We start from the raw sequence: 15,988 nt of genomic DNA, 5'->3' as shown, positions 1-15,988 counted from the left end.
GATGTTTGTTTCAAATTGGTGTGCAAATATAGGAACTTTTTTCAATGTTCAAAAGCTTTTTGAAGAATTTTTTTAAAAATTAAGTTCCAAACCATCGTAGGCAAGGTGTATTCCGGCCGGAAGCTCCTTATCTTCAATATCATGCAGTCCAAGATGATGGCTGATGTGGGTTAAAAATAATTTTTTAGGTTTTAGTTCTTCAAATAATTTAATCACATCCGGAAGGATAAAATGGGCAGGATGGGGATCAAATTTTCTAATACAGTTTAAGATCAGAACATCCAGATCTTTCAATTTTTCCTTCTCCGTTTCAGAAATAAACCCGGCATCCGTAATATAGGCAAGCTTTTTAAACTTATATCCGAAAACGGTAATTTTATAGTGAATCACCTCCACAGGAGTGATTTCTGTGTCCAATACCTCAAAAGGCTTATTTTCTATTTCGTGTAGCTCAAAAGCGGGTGCGCCGGGATATCTTACATCCGCAAAAGCATAAGGAAATCTGTTTTTTATCTCATGAGCCACCCTTGAATAGCAGTACAACGGAACATCTTTTCCACTTTTAAATATCAGGGGCCGCATATCATCCAGCCCGATCACGTGGTCATTATGTTCATGGGTAATCAGAGCAATGTCTACAGTATGTTCATGGTTGGTAAGCATTTGCTGCCTGAAATCCGGTCCGCAGTCGATCAGTATTTTTTTATTTTCGTCTGTGGTAACCATCACGGAAGAACGTAAACGTTTGTCTTTGGGATTTTCTGAAGTACACACTTCACATGTACAGCCTATAACGGGTACACCTTGAGAAGTACCGGTTCCTAAAAATTTCAACTTCATTTTGTTTTGAGGTTGGTTTAATTTTGGTAAATTTACAAAAAATTTCATGTCCTAATGTATCAGAAACTAACTCCTAAACAAAAAGCATTAACAATTAATCTAGATCCTACTATTTATGGTACTTTCGCAGAAATTGGAGCAGGGCAGGAGACTGTTCGCCACTTTTTTAGAGCAGGGGGAGCTTCCGGTACGATTGCTAAGGCAATGTCTGCTTATGACAAAGATTTTAGTGATGCCATCTACGGAAAAGAAGTAAAAAACAGGTACGTTACCCAGAACAGGCTTCGCAAAATGCTTCGATATGAAGTAGCTTTGATTGAAGAGAGAATTTCAAGAGATAATAATCCGGATAGAAAATTCTTTTCTTATGCCAATACGGTAACAACCATCAATTTTGACAAAACTGTAAAAGGCCACGGCTGGGTGGGAATCCGTTTTCAGACTAAAGAAAATGAAGATTACAATGAGATTGTTATCCACGTAAAATTCAAAGAAAATGATGCTACTCTTCAGCAGGAAACTTTAGGAAACCTGGGCGTAAACCTTATTTTTGGAGCCTTTCATTATTTCGACAATCCAAGAACTTTAGTAGAGTCTCTTTACGATGATATTGCTAAAGATAATCTGGAAATTGATATGATCGACTTCAGCGGACCTGCTTTTGCCTATGTTGATAACAGACTGATGTCCCTTCAATTGGTAAAAAATGGAATGACCGATGCGGTAATCTTCAATTCTCAGGGGAGTAATATGCTTCCGGCAGATGTATTGTACAAGAAAAATATTTTCGCGGTAAGAGGAAGTTTCAGACCGGTAACGAAAGTGAACATTGACATGCTTAAAAACGGGATGGATATGTTCTTCAAAGATGCTACCTGTACTCATGAAGAAACAGAAGTTCTTATTGAAATCACCATTTCCAATCTGAGAGCAGACGGAGATATCGACGAAAGGGATTTCCTGGACAGAGTAGATATTCTTGGAAAACTAGGTTACACCGTTATTATTTCAAACTTCTCCGAATATTACAGATTGATTGATTACTTCGCATCGTATACAAGTGGAGACATCGGAGTAGCTATGGGAGTAAATAATATGCTGATGGTATTCGACGAGAAATATTATAAAAACCTTTCAGGAGGAATTCTTGAAGCATTCGGTAAGTTTTTCAGAAATGGAATGAGAGTATATCTGTATCCTTACAAAGATCCGGAAACTCATCAGCTGTTGGATTCTTCCAACCTGAAAGTAGAAGAAAACCTGAAAGAACTATACAAATACTTCAAACACAACAACCGTATCGTAGATATTACCAATTATAATCCTGAGTTTTTGGAAATTTATTCCAGAGAGATATTAAGAAAAATCGCATGTTGTGTGAAAGGCTGGGAAACTCAGGTACCGGAAGGCGTAGCAGAAATGATTAAAGAGCGTGGAATGTTCGGATATAAAGAAGAGCTTTCCCTAAAACAATTCTCTTAAAATATATATACAATGTCAGAATTAAAGAAAAGACTTTCCTCAATTCTTGAAAGTCCTAAGCATAATACAGAAGAAAAACTTGAAAAAGTATGCCACCTGTTGGATCAGGAGATTCCTTACTTCAACTGGACAGGGTTCTATTTCAAAAACGGAGATAAGGATGAATTGATTTTAGGTCCTTATGTAGGAGCACCTACCGACCATACCATTATTCCTTACGGTAAAGGAATCTGCGGTCAGGTTGCCGTTTCCAATGAAACATTTGTTGTTCCTGATGTGCATGAGGAAAGCAATTATTTGAGTTGCTCCATTGATACGAAAGCAGAAATTGTAGTTCCTATTTTTAAGGATGGAAAAAATATTGGTCAGATCGATATTGATTCTCATACAATCGATCCTTTCACGCAGGAAGACCGCGAATTATTAGAATGGCTTTGTAATGAAGTTTCTAAGATTTTATAATTAGAAACTGACTATAAATATAAACTCCGGCTCATCTGCCGGAGTTTTTTATGGATTGTTGGTGGTGATCACAAACATAATTAAAGGCTCATCTCCCGTGTTTTCAATAGAATGATAGCCTATAGAACTGATCGCTGTAATATCGCCTTTCTGCAGCACTTTCCTGCGTATTGGTCCATCTGTTCCGGTTCTTTCACGATATTCTCCGGTTCCGTGCACCACAACGTACAGCTCCTGTTCATTTCTCAGATTGTGAGTATGAAATCCGGATTCATCCCCTTTATTCAATAAAACCATATAGGCAGCCAGACGATTGTTGGCTAATTCTTTCTGATCGAACATTTGTATCATATACACAGTTCCGTTTCCTCCATACATGTTTTCACGTTTTTCCAGTCGTGTAATGGTTCTTTCCTCTTTTTCAAACGCCATTACATACAAGTGAATATATTTTGAAACTTCCTGTATTACGTGATCAAATTCTGCTCCTTCAGATAATAAAACTGTACCGGACATATAAAGTTCAATGTTTAAAGTTTAAAGTTTTGGGTTTAAAGTTGACGGTGAAAAATTAGCTTTGCTGCATGAGGTGAATCTCGGCCAGCAATTCTTTAAAATAATTCTCACATTTGGCAATATGGGTTCCATACCAGGAAAATGCCTCTCCATCTACAATCATAATCTTTTTATCCGGATAGAAAACCTGCAGTTCTTCAATATGTTTTTCTTTAAACGGAAAAGGTTCAGATGAAAGCATAATGACATCGGCTTCTGCCAGATCTTCAGTAGTGATCTGGGGATAACGGGTTTTATCTTTAAAAATATTTTCAAAACCAATTTCAGATAAAATCCTGTGGATGAAAGTGTCAGAACCAATGGTCATATAAGGATTTTTCCAGATAAGATAAGCTGCTTTTACAGGAGATTCCAGTTTTGCCTGATTCAGAACATCATAAATTTTAAGATTGAAAAGCTGTGCTCTGTCTTCCTTTCCAAAAAGTTTTCCGAGGTTTTTAAGCAGGTAATAATTATCCTCAATGGTATCAATATTGGTGACCATTACCTTGTGCTCATCCATCAGGGCTTCCACCTGATCTTTTACATTCTCTTCCTTATTGGCAATAATAAGATCCGGCTGTAATGCTTTAATTTTTTCAATATTAATATTCTTAGTTCCACCGATTATGGGTACATTTTTTATTTTATCCTTAGGATGGATACAGAATTTTGTTCTTCCTACCACTTCATTTTCGGTCAGTCCAAGGTCAAATAAAGCCTCAGTAATAGAAGGTACAAGTGAAACGATTTTCATATTGGCATGTTAGATGATGCCTAAAATTACAAAAGTTTTCCGGTTAAGAAAAGTCCGGCTACGGTAAAATAGATAATAAGTCCTGTAACATCCACCAGCGTTGCTACAAATGGAGCAGAAGAAGTGGCGGGGTCAAGATTTAATTTTTTTAAGACAAACGGGATCATAGAACCTGATAATGTTCCCCACAAAACAATAGCAATCAGGGAGACTGAAACACTCAATCCTACATATACCCAATACTGGCCGTAATCAAACAAGCCAATTTGCTGCCAGAGCATGATTCGTATAAACCCAATAATTCCCAAGATGGCTCCAAGACATAATCCGGAGATAATTTCCTTTTTCATGACATACCACCAATCCTTCAGATTGATTTCCTGAAGAGCCATAGCACGGATAATCAGGGTGGCTGCCTGGGATCCTGAGTTTCCTCCACTGGAAATAATCAGTGGTACAAATAGAGCAAGAACAACGGCTTTTTCTATTTCCTTGTCAAAATATCCCATTGCAGAGGCAGTCAGCATTTCCGAAACAAACAGAATGATCAGCCAGGTGGCTCTTTTCTTGATCATCTCAGTCCATGAAGTCTGGGTGTAGGGAAGATCCAATGCTTCCAATCCCCCAAATTTCTGGATATCTTCCGTATTCTGCTGTTCAATCTGATCGAGGATGTCATCAATAGTCACAATTCCTACCAGAACACCTGCTTCTGTAATAATAGGAAGAGCACCACGGTCATACTTTTCGAAGTAGGTTACGGCATCCTCTTTGGAAGTTGTCGTTGTAATGGCTACAAAATGGTTGTCTGTGATATCAGAAACCAGAGTGTCTTCCTCTTCCAGCAGTAAAGTTCCGATGGCAAGGTCATCAATCAGGCGGTTTCTTTCGTCTACCACATACAGGTAGTTCATGGTTTCCACTCTTTTTCCTACCTTTTTGATCTGCTGAAGACATCTTTTTACCGTCCATTCCTTACGGATCTGGATATAATAAGGGGTCATCAGACGGGCAATCGAATCCGAATTGTAGCCAAGAAGCTTTAAGGCAATCCTTCTTTCCTGCGGATTAAGATGGTTGATGGAATACTTGATCAGCTCATCCGGGAAATCCTCGAAAAGAGCCGTTCTGTCATCCGGAGTCATGGCATTCAGAATTTCAGAAACTTCATCGCTTCCGATACTTCTGATGGTTTCTTCCTGGAAATCAGGATCAAGGTGTGAAAATACTTCTGCTTTGTATTCTTTCGGAACCTTCAGAAACGCGAGCAGCCTCTCATCAGCAGGAAGTTCGCTGAGAGTTTCGGCAATATCGGCAGGGTTGAAGATAAGTTCGTCTCTAGAATTCAAAACGTGAAATTTTTTGGATATGCAAAAATAATTCAAATTTTTAAGACTGAGCAATAAACTGGCAAAATTAAGGATTAATTAAAGTTTATGGCTTCAGTATAAGAGCAAAAAAAACACCCGCCGAAGCGGATGTGCAAAAATTAAATTTTAAATTCCAATATTCTTTACATTGGTTCGCATTCTGAGGTGGGAATGTAGATGCAGACAGCATTTGTACAGCATTGGTATGGTCCGCAATCTGAATTGTCACCACACTTTTTTATTCCGCTGCCTTTAATATTTTTTTGCTCCAGCCTGTTCAGCCTCTTAAGATTTGAATTCTTCATGGTGATCAAATATAGTTAAGATTAAGGCTCTATCGGACAGTCATGATCAAGACATTCTCCATTGCAGCAATATCCCACAGAACATGGTCTTGTTATACTGCATCTGAACGGTCCTATGCCGCCATTAATTTGTTTCGCAGCCTCTCTGCTGAGTTTTTTTAGATTTTTCATAGCGTTATAGTTTAGATTTAATGTAAGACTAAAATAGTAAATATTTCTATATTATTCATTTGCAGGTGAAAATATTTTAGTATGAATCAAAAATTTATTGATATCTTAAATAAAAACACCTGCGAATGCAGGAGTCTGTAATGATCATATTTACTCCAGAGGACATGGATCGATAACACAGGTGTTGTGACAACATGACCCGCCCGGACATTCATAATGTTCTGTACATCTTTTGAAAGGTCCGCTGCCTTTAATTTCCTTTTGCACTTGTCTGCTGAGTTTTTTTAGATTTTTCATGAGATTTGATTTTTAAATGATTTAGTTTTATCTTTTATTCAATACAGATGAAGGGGGAACAGATTCCGAAACAGCACCATCCGACAGTACAAGGATTGGTTTCGCTACATCTTTCCATAGACCCTCCACTAATTTGTTTTGCTTTTTCTCTGCTGAGTTTCTTTAGATTTTTCATAAGATTTTGGTTTTAATGTTGGTCTAAAATAGTAAAAAATATTTAATAAATCCTTATTTGGTGAAAACATTTAATTGTTAATCAGTTGTTTATAGTGTATTTTAAATAAAAAGCACCTGTCCGTAAGAGATAACAAGTGCTTTATTTATGTGAAAATATTTATAATGCAGAGCAGGGAAAATACAAATGAAAATATAAGGATGAATAATAAGCGATAAATAATAAATGATAAACATGTCCGGTAAGCCCAAGAATCTTCCTGACAAAATTCACCATTGACTTGCGAAGCAAAAATTGACCATTGATGATATAAGGCTGTATATTTCAACCTTAAACCAGGAACTTTAAACATTGAACCTTAAAGTTCCGCTTCCGTCGGCTTAAGCTTTCTCAGTTTTTTGATGATTCCTTTTATGGCACCTTCAGTACCTATTTTGACAGAATTGGTTGTGGATCCCAGAAGGCGCATGTTTTTCCGGTAGGTATCGTGATCGCTTTCGGTGACAAGATTGCCGTCAGCACCAAAAAGTTTCATACTCACCACCACCTGATTGGAGAAAACATACTTTCCAAATCCAACTTTGAAATACCTCACTTTGGAAACAATGGCAAAATCTGCATCATTGTTGAGACAGTAATCTACAATAGTCTGTTTATCAATGCTGTCATAGGGAACCTGAACTTCTGCACGGAGCATTTTATTTTTTCTGCCGCTGAAATTGTCGGTTACGGCATCGAAGAAAGCGTTATTGGTAGGGTCTTTTATTTCGTCAATATCAGGCTCTACCTCAGGGTTGAAGTAAAGAACTTTTTTTATTTTATCATCGGTATTTTTCTGGGCTTTTACCGTTGTAAATCCGATGAATAAAAAAGTAGTAACCGCTGTAAAGAATATAATTTTTTTCATTTGTAATTCGAATGCAAAATTACTGCCTTTTCGTTGGATGGCATACAAATTATTAAGAAATTTTTAACATTTTTTTCTATCAAATTTGATATATGAAATCAATAATGTTTGCAGAATCAAAAAATAGTCGTAATTTTGCACCCGTTACATAATAATCATTAAACAATATTGGAATGTACTTAACAACAGACAAAAAGCAGGAAATTTTCGCAAAACACGGGAAATCTGCACAAGACACAGGAAGTGCTGAAGGACAAATCGCTCTTTTCACTTTCAGAATCAATCACTTATCTCAGCACCTAAAGGCTAACCGTCACGATTTCAACACAGAGAGATCTCTAGTGAAATTGGTAGGTAAGAGAAAAAGTTTATTAGATTACCTTAAAAACAAAGATATCGCAAGATATAGAGCAATTATTGCTGAACTAGGTTTAAGAAAATAATCTATAAAGATTTTCAAAATAAAAAGCAACTTCGAAAGAGGTTGCTTTTTTGTTTTTACGCAACAGGGGATTTTTAACCACAAAAGCCACAAAAGTTTTTTTAGAAAATACGAAATGGTTGTGAAGAACACTTAAATTTCTTAAAGTCTTAGAATTTCATGTGATGATAAAAGAGTATTTAGATTCCTACGGAATGGCAAACTGTATGGATAGACCAATACGCCAATTGTGTCATTCCGTAGGAATCCAGCCGTATTAAACCAACAAGAAAAGCCTCAACTAAAACTCCAATCCTGACCAACGTCACAACTAAAGACATTATAATTCCCCTCCCTCGGAGGGGTGGCGAAAATTCAAAGAATTTTTGACGGGGTGGCTTTAACATCACTATTCAGCCTTCTTCCCAATCTTCCCCAAATGCGTATTCTGAAAACTATCAGGATACTTTAAACCGTAACCCAATATCCTGTCAAATGCAGAGTGAGAAAACAAAATAGCTCCGATCATTTGTAAATAGGGCAGAGACAAGGCTGTTCCGGCAAAATAAACGATAATGGCTACTCCTAAATGATGGAAGAGATTATAACAAAAAGCGCCCGCTTTATTATTAACCGTATATCCCAGCATAGAAATATCGGGTGCAAGGAAAAGTCCGGCAAACCACCTCCACGAATATTCCGTTTGTGCAAAAGCATATATACCTAAGAGTAGAAATGCGGCATATTCAAGCTTTAACTGTATTTTCATAATGATTGTGTTAGTTTATACGATAAGTTCTTTTTTCTCATGAAAAGTTACATTTTAAAATCTGAATAAAGAAAGCGGAATACCTTTGAGATATTCCGCCTTATACATTTTGATTTGAATTTGATTTTAATGCCCGGACTTTGTTTCGGTACTTTCTACATGACCCAGATATTTGGTACAGTACGCTCCGAATATCAGAATTACCAGATAACAGAATACAGGAATAATAAATGAATGCTGTACTCCAAACTGATCGGCAAGATATCCCTGGAATATCGGAACAATAGCGCCTCCCAGAATAGCCATTACCACTAATGAAGATCCCTGGCTGGTATATTTACCCAGTCCTGAAATAGCCAGTGTGTAAATATTTGAGAACATAATAGAATTGAAAATTCCGATTCCTAAAATACTGTACATCGCCAGCTCACCATGATTTACCATTGCAGAAATCAACAAGGCAACATTGATTGCTGCAAAAATGGATAATGTTCTTGCCGGAGCTGCTTTACCCACGAAAAAAGCAATGAAATTAAGGATGATAAACACAATGAAAAAGCTGATCTGACTGAAAGTAAGATTGACAATGCTGAAAATCACAAGGAAAACTGCTGCCGCTGCTCCCAGCATATATAGAGCCTTTTTGCTTTGGCTTATGGATTGATTTAAAGAGATGGCTCCCAGAAAACGTCCGATCATTGCTCCTCCCCAATATAAGGAAAGGTAATTTTTACTGATGATCTCATTAAAGCCCATAATCTGCGGCTGCTCCAGGAAACTAATGATGAAACTTCCTACGGCAACTTCTCCGCCTACATAGCAGAACATGGCAAATACTCCAAATTTCAGGTGACTGAATTCAAGGGCTCCCCAGCCTTTTACGATTTCTTCTTCACCCATCTGGAAGGAAGGAAGCTTCACTCTGGAAATCAATAGAGCAACCAGTAAAAGGATTCCTGCAAAAATAAGATAAGGAATTCTCGTTGCTACTGCGCTGAAGGAACCGTCCGGAGAAGAGAAGAATTCAAAAATAAGGTGACCTCCAAGTACCGGGGCAATCGTTGTTCCGAATGCATTGAATGCCTGCGTCATATTCAGACGGCTGGAAGCAGATTCTTCACTTCCTAATAGCGAAACATAGGCATTGGCAGTAATCTGAAGTACCGTAAAGCCCAACCCTAAAATAAACAAAGCACCCAAAAACAATGGATAATATGAGAACGTAGCTGCCGGATAAAACAGAACGCAGCCGAATGCGGCCAGAAAAATTCCGAACAGGATTCCCTTTTTATACCCTAATTTGTTGATGGGATCTCCTTTCGTGATGGAAATCATAAAATAAATCAGCGATCCGATAAAGTAAGCCCCGAAAAAACAGAACTGTACCAGCATGGATTCGAAAAAGGTAAGATTGAATAGTTGCTTCAGATAGGGAATCAGGATGTCATTCATACAGGTGATGAATCCCCACATAAAAAACAGCAGGGTAATGGTAATCAACGGAACCGTATAATTCCTGCTTTGAGATTGTACTTCTTTATTAATCATAAACATTTATTTATCTGGATAAGGATAGTTCCTTAACTTTTTTAGCCTACAGCATTGTAATTGGTGAAGTAGGGCAAATATAGGGATCAGCCTATTGGTTTGCAATATTTTTACTAATTTTTAGAATGAAACAGATACTTTTTTCAGATGAATGTATTATTTTCATTTTTTGAGACAATAATACAAAAACGACCGGATTTTTCAATACATTATCCTCAAAAAAACACTTTTTTATTTTCATAAATGGTATATAAGTTCAGATTAGTGATGTAAATTTTCATACTTTCATCAATTGATAGCCAATTTTTTGTATTTTAAACGCCTATTAAAGCAATCGAAAAATTTAATATATCATTATTATATAGTACCTTTGCAAACGAAAATTTAAAGAGTTTAAATATTAATCATACTCAATACGGAGTATAAAGAAGCAAATTTATGAGTATACCTCAAGCGTTTACAGAAACGATTACCCTTGCAGACGGCAGGGAAATCACTATTGAAACGGGAAAGCTGGCTAAGCAGGCTGACGGATCTGTAGTGGTGAAATGTGGCGGAACTATGCTTTTAGCAACAGTTGTAGCCAATAAAGAAGCCAATCCTGGTGTAGACTTTTTACCATTAACGGTAGATTACAGAGAAAAATTCTACGCAGGTGGAAGAATTCCTGGAAATTTCTTCCGTAGAGAAGCAAAACCATCTGATGATGAAGTGCTTACAATGAGATTGGTGGACAGAGTATTACGTCCTCTTTTCCCTGAAGATTTCCACGCGGAAGTACAGGTAATGATTTCATTGATTTCTTACGATAAAGAAGTAATGCCTGAAGCATTGGCAGGTCTGGCAGCTTCTGCAGCTATTGCGATTACAGATATCCCTTTCAACGGGCCAATGTCTGAAGCAAGAGTAGTAAGAATTGACGGACAATTGTCTGTGAATCCAAGCTATGAAAATTTATTAAAATCAGATATCGACATTATGGTGGGAGCTACTAAAGACTCCATCGTAATGGTAGAAGGAGAAATGAAGGAGATCTCTGAGCAGGAAATGCTTGAAGCCATCAACTTCGCTCACGCTGAGATCAGAAAACAGATTGAAGCTCAGGAGAGATTAGCTGAAAAAGTAGGAAAATCTTTCCCTAAAAGAGAATACAGCCACGAAGATCACGACGAGGAAATTCGTGAAAAAGTATGGAAAGAGTGCTACAACAAAGTATATGAAGTAGCGAAGACTCCATCTAATAAAGAAGAAAGAGGAGAAAAATTCAAAGCGGTTCTTGAAGAGTTTTTAGCACAATATGCTGAAAATGAAGAAGAACTGGCAAGAGTAACTCCTTTCGTTAAAGTATATTACCATGATGTAGAGAAAGAAGCAATGCGTCAGATGATCCTTGAAGACAATATCCGTCTTGATGGTCGTGATCCTCAGACAATCCGTCCAATCTGGTCAGAAATTGATTACCTTCCGGGAGCTCACGGTTCTGCGATCTTTACAAGAGGAGAAACTCAGTCTCTGACTGCGGTGACTCTGGGTTCTGTAAAAGATGCGAACATGATCGACAGCGTAATCACGCAGCACGACGAAAGATTCTTCTTACACTATAACTTCCCTCCATTCTCTACAGGTGAAGCAAGACCTTTAAGAGGTACTTCAAGAAGAGAAGTAGGACACGGAAACTTAGCTCAAAGAGCATTAACAGCAGTAATTCCGCAAGAAAATCCATATACAATCAGAATTGTTTCCGATATCTTAGAATCTAACGGTTCTTCTTCAATGGCAACAGTTTGTGCAGGTACATTAGCATTGATGGATGCAGGGGTTCAGATCACAAAACCTGTTTCAGGGATTGCAATGGGTCTGATCACCGATACAAAATCAGGTAAATTTACCGTACTTTCTGATATCTTGGGAGATGAAGATCACCTTGGAGATATGGACTTCAAAGTAACAGGTACTGCAGACGGTATCACAGCTTGTCAGATGGATATCAAAATCCAGGGACTTTCTATGGATATCATGGAGAAAGCTTTGATGCAGGCTAAAGACGGAAGATTACACATCCTTAATAAAATCACGGAAACGATTTCCCAGCCAAGAGCAGATGTGAAGCCTCATGCTCCGAAAATGGTGGTTATGGAGATTCCAAAAGATTTCATTGGAGCTGTAATCGGGCCTGGTGGAAAAATTATTCAACAGTTACAGAAAGATACAGATACGGTTATTGCTATCGAAGAGATGGGAGAAATCGGACGTATCGAAATTGCAGGAACAGACAGAGAAAAAATCAATGCTGCTATTGCTAAGATCAATGAAATTACTTTCGTACCGGTTGTTGGTGAAGTTTACAAAGGTAAAGTAGTGAAAGTAATGGACTTTGGTGCATTCGTAGCGATTGCTAAAGGAACAGAAGGACTTCTTCACATTTCTGAAATTGAGTGGGCTCGTCTGGACAAAGTTCCTTATGCAGAAGGTGATGAGGTAGAAGTGAAGTTCATGGGTTATGATGACCGTAAGAAAATGAAACTTTCCCGTAAAGTTCTTTTACCAAGACCTCCAAGACCGGAAGGACAAGGTAGACCTGAAGGGCAGAAAAGACCAGAAGGACAAAGAAGACCGGAAGGACAGAAACCACAAGGTGAAAAGCCACAAAGCGAAAAACCCGTGGAAAACCAAACTCCATCTAACGAAGCTTAATAAGATTCATTCTTAAACATAAAAAATCCCTCAATTTGAGGGATTTTTGCTTTTTATACCATAAGTTATAAGTTGGAAAACGCAAAGGCGCAAAGTAATTTTAATTTAATATTGATTAGGGCGCAAGAAAATCGAAGATTTTCAGCAAGCATATTGTTTTATTTTTTGCATTTGCTTTGCCTGCCCAATCGTGAGAGACTAAAATACAGGTACAGTTATTCGGTGCTCAATTTTATCGAAGATAAAATCTTTGCGTCTTAAATACAGTATTTTATTTCTCCTTCTTCGCGTCTTTGCGTTTTCCAACTTCTTACAATTAATTTCCCACTCTCTGCTTCAGATCCTCAGCACCGCCTGTTTTTCTGGGCTGTCCGTTTTTGGAAGAACCAAAATTGTAAGTATAGGAGAGGGTCGCGACACGGGTATCTCTTTTCACCGCGAAGTTTTCTAAATAATCATTATACACCGTTTGCCCTTTGATATTGCTGGTAAAGAAGACATCAGTGAAGGAAAGCTTCAGAACACTGTTATTTTTAAACTTCTTCTGTGCTCCAACGTTGAGGTACCAGTTCGGGCTCACATTCAGATAAGCATAAATTTCTCTGGCTTTGTAATTTCCTGTAAGTTCAGCAGTGAAACCATTTCCCAGCTTAAAGGAATTAATACTGTTGATGCTGAATGTAAAATTCCCTTTATTATTGATCTGGGTTCCGGAGACATTTCCTGTGTAGGAGCCATAATAGAAATTGGCACTGTTATTCATATCCCACCATTGGGTCACCTTTACCGGAGCGATCAGGTTTAATCCGAAATAAGAAGCCGAATTCAGGTTTTCAATCGTCTGTACGGTTACAATCTGCCCGTTTTCTATGACAGGTTTTAAGATATCTGTGATATTATCAGAATTCCTGCTGTAGCTTAAAGTGACAAAGTATTTATTACTCAGACTGTAGGTTAATTCATAATTCATCGTGATTTGAGGGTTCAGATCAGGATTTCCGGCTTTCATTGTGGTAGGATCAAGATAGAATTTGAAAGGATTCAGCTGGTTGTAGCTTGGTCTTGTAATTCTTCTGCTGAGATTGATTTCAAGGTTGCTTTTATCCGTCAGATCATAACTCAGAACAGCGCTTGGAAACAGTTGGGTATAATTTCTTTTATTGATTTGATGGGTGGTAATCTGAGTTCCTTTTACATTGGTGTTTTCAACTCTTAAACCTGCTGTAGCTTTAAATTTTTCCCATTTTTTGGACAAATTTCCATACACTGCATTGATGTTTTCCTCATAAATAAAATGATTGGTTTTTCCAAGATCCGGAACAGGAACCCCTGAACTGGCGTTGAAGAATTTCAGGTCATTATCTGTCTTTACAAAACTGGTTTTTACTCCGCTTTCCAGCTTCCAGTCGTTGCTGAAGTTTTTTGTAAGATCAGATTTTAAAGAGTAGATATTCAGTTTTCCGTCCATATCACCTTTGATAATGTCGAGGTTGTCTGTACCGCTGGAAATATCATGCGTTCTTGTATCAAAGCTCTGCAAAGATGAGTTGGCGTAATTGATATAGTCAAAATCGGTAGAAATATCAGAACCCAGCGAATCAATCGTATATTTATGATTAAGGTTGAATGAAACATTGGTCCAGCGGTCATTCGATCTGTTAACTGTTGTAAAAGTACTTTCAGGAAGGTAGCTGCTGCCCAGTGTGACGTTGGAATTGTCTCCGTTGATGTTGAATTTGTTGGAAACAAGTCCCACAGAAAATCCAAGCACATTCTTGTCGTTCAGATAATAATCCATTCCCGCTTTGGCCACATGACTGTTGAATTTGAATTTCAGATAATTATCCTGCACATACGCTTTCTTAAAGGTATTGGCTTCATAGAAATTTCTGTCGAGAACCAATCCGTTGTAAGCTTCCCTGTACGCAAAGCTGTAATTTCCGAAAATATTGATGTTTTTATTCCTGTGGTTAATGCTGAAACTGTTGTTGTTTTTCACATATTTACCCGATCCCAGAGAGCTTGAAATAGTTCCGTTAGTTCCTTTTCTCTGTTCCTTTTTAAGTTTAATATTGATAATGGCGGATCCGGCAGCGTCATATTTTGAAGAAGGATTGGTGATGAACTCTATCTTTTCAATGGTGGAAGAGGGAATTCCCTTCAGGTAATTGGCAAGGTCAGTTCCGGTCATGGGAGTATTTTTACCATCGATCTGGATCAGAAGGTTTCCTTTTCCGCGAAGACTGATATTGTCGTTATTGTCAATATTCACTCCCGGAGCCTTTTCGAGGACTTCAAAAGCGGAATTTCCGGTACTTGCAATACTGTTTTCGACGTTCATGATCATTTTTCCATCCTGTCTTTCAATGAGAGGCTTGGTTTTGGTGATTGTTACTCCTTCAATCGATTTTACATTCAGGTCAATAGGATTGAGGGTCTTATTTTCGGTTAGTGAAATGTTTTCCGAGTGATAAACCTCAGTACCGTTTTTATTAATTTTTACCTGATAAGTTCCTTCTTTTAAATCATTAAAGTTGAACTTACCGCTGTTATCAGCAATTTCTGTTTTGATCAATTTCTGATCGGCGTCAAAGAGATTGATCTCTATCTGCTCTGCTTTGTCGGATTTTATGTTTCCTGACAAAGTCAAACTCTGCATTGCCTGCTGGGCAGAGATCCTGCTGCTGAACAGCATCAGCATACAGACAATAATAAGTGAGAATATTCTGGTCATAGCGTTTTACTTTTTAGGGTTGAGACAGTTTTCTGAAATTTTCAGTAAAGCTGAATACATCACTTCCAGTTCTTCATTGCTGATGCCCTTTAAAGCAGTTTTACGGTTCTTTTCTACGATATTCTGAACCTCTTTAATTACTTTTACCCCGGAATCTGTCACTTCCAGCTGGGTTTTTCTTCGGTCTTCAGGATGAACTTTTCTGATAATGTATTCGGATTTTACCATTAAATCAATCATTCTCGTGACAGAAGCATTGTCCTTAAAAACCAGATCACCAATTTCATTCTGGGTAATTCCCGGGTTTTCCAGAATTGCTTTGATGATAAGCCATTGATCAATAGTGATCGTGTAACCATGCGCTTTCAGCTGGCGTTGAGCATAGTTTCTGTAAGATCTGATCGCTTTGTCTATGTTGTAGAATATGATTGAATTTAATTTTTCCATATTTTCAGATTTAAAATGATGTATCAATTATTGATATATCAATTAATTAGTAAA

The 15,988-nt window shown here is 37.7% G+C and carries 16 protein-coding genes; 4 read left to right on the top strand and 12 right to left on the bottom strand.

Translation table 11 applies throughout. The annotated features are described in order from the left end of the window. Positions 1 to 72: 72 nt before the first annotated feature. Positions 73 to 840 (bottom strand): MBL fold metallo-hydrolase, encoded by a 768-nt coding sequence (locus tag AB1278_RS17250; RefSeq protein ID WP_411414659.1) that lies wholly within the window; start codon positions 838 to 840, stop codon positions 73 to 75. A 54-nt stretch (positions 841 to 894) separates the two neighbouring features. On the opposite strand from AB1278_RS17250, the gene AB1278_RS17245 reads away from it, so the two are divergent. Next, entirely contained in the window at positions 895 to 2,322 is a 1,428-nt protein-coding gene (locus tag AB1278_RS17245) for a nicotinate-nucleotide adenylyltransferase (protein ID WP_079240911.1), read from the top strand. A 12-nt stretch (positions 2,323 to 2,334) separates the two neighbouring features. Further along, complete coding sequence (locus tag AB1278_RS17240; protein ID WP_062671360.1) at positions 2,335 to 2,784, top strand: GAF domain-containing protein; 450 nt, start codon at positions 2,335 to 2,337, stop codon at positions 2,782 to 2,784. A gap of 48 nt (positions 2,785 to 2,832) precedes the next feature. On the opposite strand, the gene AB1278_RS17235 is transcribed toward AB1278_RS17240, so the two are convergent. From AB1278_RS17235 to AB1278_RS17205, 7 genes are all read right to left on the bottom strand, one after another. Continuing rightward, entirely contained in the window at positions 2,833 to 3,300 is a 468-nt protein-coding gene (locus AB1278_RS17235) for a cupin domain-containing protein (protein WP_202839649.1), read from the bottom strand. Positions 3,301 to 3,355: 55 nt separating this feature from the next. Next, positions 3,356 to 4,096 carry an ABC transporter substrate-binding protein gene (locus AB1278_RS17230; RefSeq protein ID WP_202839642.1) on the bottom strand — a complete coding sequence of 247 codons (741 nt, stop codon included), beginning with the start codon at positions 4,094 to 4,096 and terminating at the stop codon, positions 3,356 to 3,358. Between the two features lie 26 nt (positions 4,097 to 4,122). Further along, positions 4,123 to 5,445: a magnesium transporter gene (gene mgtE, locus AB1278_RS17225; protein WP_202839636.1), complete on the bottom strand. Its 1,323-nt coding sequence runs from the start codon at positions 5,443 to 5,445 to the stop codon at positions 4,123 to 4,125. 347 nt (positions 5,446 to 5,792) lie between these two features. Next, positions 5,793 to 5,942, bottom strand: a complete 150-nt coding sequence (locus AB1278_RS17220) for a bacteriocin-like protein (protein WP_158521347.1) — start codon at positions 5,940 to 5,942, stop codon at positions 5,793 to 5,795. A gap of 150 nt (positions 5,943 to 6,092) precedes the next feature. Beyond that, entirely contained in the window at positions 6,093 to 6,239 is a 147-nt protein-coding gene (locus AB1278_RS17215; protein ID WP_171006356.1) for a bacteriocin-like protein, read from the bottom strand. A gap of 34 nt (positions 6,240 to 6,273) precedes the next feature. Further along, the gene (locus AB1278_RS17210; protein ID WP_202839631.1) at positions 6,274 to 6,414 is read right to left on the bottom strand and encodes a bacteriocin-like protein; all 141 of its coding nucleotides are present in this window, start codon (positions 6,412 to 6,414) and stop codon (positions 6,274 to 6,276) included. A gap of 358 nt (positions 6,415 to 6,772) precedes the next feature. After that, a complete protein-coding gene (locus AB1278_RS17205; protein ID WP_429815945.1) occupies positions 6,773 to 7,321 on the bottom strand; it encodes a pyruvate decarboxylase in 549 nt (182 codons plus the stop codon). A gap of 173 nt (positions 7,322 to 7,494) precedes the next feature. On the opposite strand from AB1278_RS17205, the gene rpsO reads away from it, so the two are divergent. Continuing rightward, the gene (gene rpsO / locus AB1278_RS17200) at positions 7,495 to 7,764 is read left to right on the top strand and encodes a 30S ribosomal protein S15 (RefSeq protein WP_034692246.1); all 270 of its coding nucleotides are present in this window, start codon (positions 7,495 to 7,497) and stop codon (positions 7,762 to 7,764) included. Positions 7,765 to 8,151: 387 nt separating this feature from the next. Here the strand turns inward: rpsO and AB1278_RS17195 are convergent, their stop codons facing one another. Beyond that, positions 8,152 to 8,511, bottom strand: a complete 360-nt coding sequence (locus AB1278_RS17195; RefSeq protein ID WP_429815942.1) for a DUF4260 domain-containing protein — start codon at positions 8,509 to 8,511, stop codon at positions 8,152 to 8,154. A 126-nt stretch (positions 8,512 to 8,637) separates the two neighbouring features. Continuing rightward, positions 8,638 to 10,059, bottom strand: coding sequence for a sugar MFS transporter (locus AB1278_RS17190; RefSeq protein WP_062671350.1), 1,422 nt, complete (start codon positions 10,057 to 10,059; stop codon positions 8,638 to 8,640). 438 nt (positions 10,060 to 10,497) lie between these two features. Here AB1278_RS17190 and AB1278_RS17185 point away from each other — a divergent pair, with 438 nt between their 5' ends. Continuing rightward, positions 10,498 to 12,753, top strand: coding sequence for a polyribonucleotide nucleotidyltransferase (locus tag AB1278_RS17185; RefSeq protein ID WP_429815939.1), 2,256 nt, complete (start codon positions 10,498 to 10,500; stop codon positions 12,751 to 12,753). 316 nt (positions 12,754 to 13,069) lie between these two features. Here the strand turns inward: AB1278_RS17185 and AB1278_RS17180 are convergent, their stop codons facing one another. Together AB1278_RS17180 and AB1278_RS17175 are read right to left on the bottom strand one after the other, a co-directional pair. Next, a complete protein-coding gene (locus AB1278_RS17180) occupies positions 13,070 to 15,487 on the bottom strand; it encodes a TonB-dependent receptor domain-containing protein (RefSeq protein WP_429815936.1) in 2,418 nt (805 codons plus the stop codon). 6 nt (positions 15,488 to 15,493) lie between these two features. Next, a complete protein-coding gene (locus tag AB1278_RS17175; RefSeq protein ID WP_277694321.1) occupies positions 15,494 to 15,934 on the bottom strand; it encodes a MarR family winged helix-turn-helix transcriptional regulator in 441 nt (146 codons plus the stop codon). Positions 15,935 to 15,988 lie beyond the last annotated feature (54 nt).

The organism is Chryseobacterium sp. NRRL B-14798, from assembly GCF_050470705.1.
Taxonomy (GTDB): Bacteria; Bacteroidota; Bacteroidia; order Flavobacteriales; family Weeksellaceae; genus Chryseobacterium; species Chryseobacterium cupriresistens.
The sequence above is the reverse complement of the archived record's forward strand: the minus strand, read 5'-3'. Positions and strand labels throughout refer to the sequence as shown.

Bases quoted from the DNA above. Each gene is read 5' to 3' on its own strand.
- AB1278_RS17250 (WP_411414659.1), bottom strand. From the start codon at position 840: ATGAAGTTGAAATTTTTAGGAACCGGTACTTCTCAAGGTGTACCCGTT.
- AB1278_RS17245 (WP_079240911.1), top strand. From the start codon at position 895: ATGTATCAGAAACTAACTCCTAAACAAAAAGCATTAACAATTAATCTA.
- AB1278_RS17240 (WP_062671360.1), top strand. From the start codon at position 2,335: ATGTCAGAATTAAAGAAAAGACTTTCCTCAATTCTTGAAAGTCCTAAG.
- AB1278_RS17235 (WP_202839649.1), bottom strand. From the start codon at position 3,300: ATGTCCGGTACAGTTTTATTATCTGAAGGAGCAGAATTTGATCACGTA.
- AB1278_RS17230 (WP_202839642.1), bottom strand. From the start codon at position 4,096: ATGAAAATCGTTTCACTTGTACCTTCTATTACTGAGGCTTTATTTGAC.
- AB1278_RS17220 (WP_158521347.1), bottom strand. From the start codon at position 5,942: ATGAAAAATCTAAAAAAACTCAGCAGAGAGGCTGCGAAACAAATTAAT.
- AB1278_RS17215 (WP_171006356.1), bottom strand. From the start codon at position 6,239: ATGAAAAATCTAAAAAAACTCAGCAGACAAGTGCAAAAGGAAATTAAA.
- AB1278_RS17210 (WP_202839631.1), bottom strand. From the start codon at position 6,414: ATGAAAAATCTAAAGAAACTCAGCAGAGAAAAAGCAAAACAAATTAGT.
- AB1278_RS17205 (WP_429815945.1), bottom strand. From the start codon at position 7,321: ATGAAAAAAATTATATTCTTTACAGCGGTTACTACTTTTTTATTCATC.
- rpsO (WP_034692246.1), top strand. From the start codon at position 7,495: ATGTACTTAACAACAGACAAAAAGCAGGAAATTTTCGCAAAACACGGG.
- AB1278_RS17195 (WP_429815942.1), bottom strand. From the start codon at position 8,511: ATGAAAATACAGTTAAAGCTTGAATATGCCGCATTTCTACTCTTAGGT.
- AB1278_RS17190 (WP_062671350.1), bottom strand. From the start codon at position 10,059: ATGATTAATAAAGAAGTACAATCTCAAAGCAGGAATTATACGGTTCCG.
- AB1278_RS17185 (WP_429815939.1), top strand. From the start codon at position 10,498: ATGAGTATACCTCAAGCGTTTACAGAAACGATTACCCTTGCAGACGGC.
- AB1278_RS17180 (WP_429815936.1), bottom strand. From the start codon at position 15,487: ATGACCAGAATATTCTCACTTATTATTGTCTGTATGCTGATGCTGTTC.
- AB1278_RS17175 (WP_277694321.1), bottom strand. From the start codon at position 15,934: ATGGAAAAATTAAATTCAATCATATTCTACAACATAGACAAAGCGATC.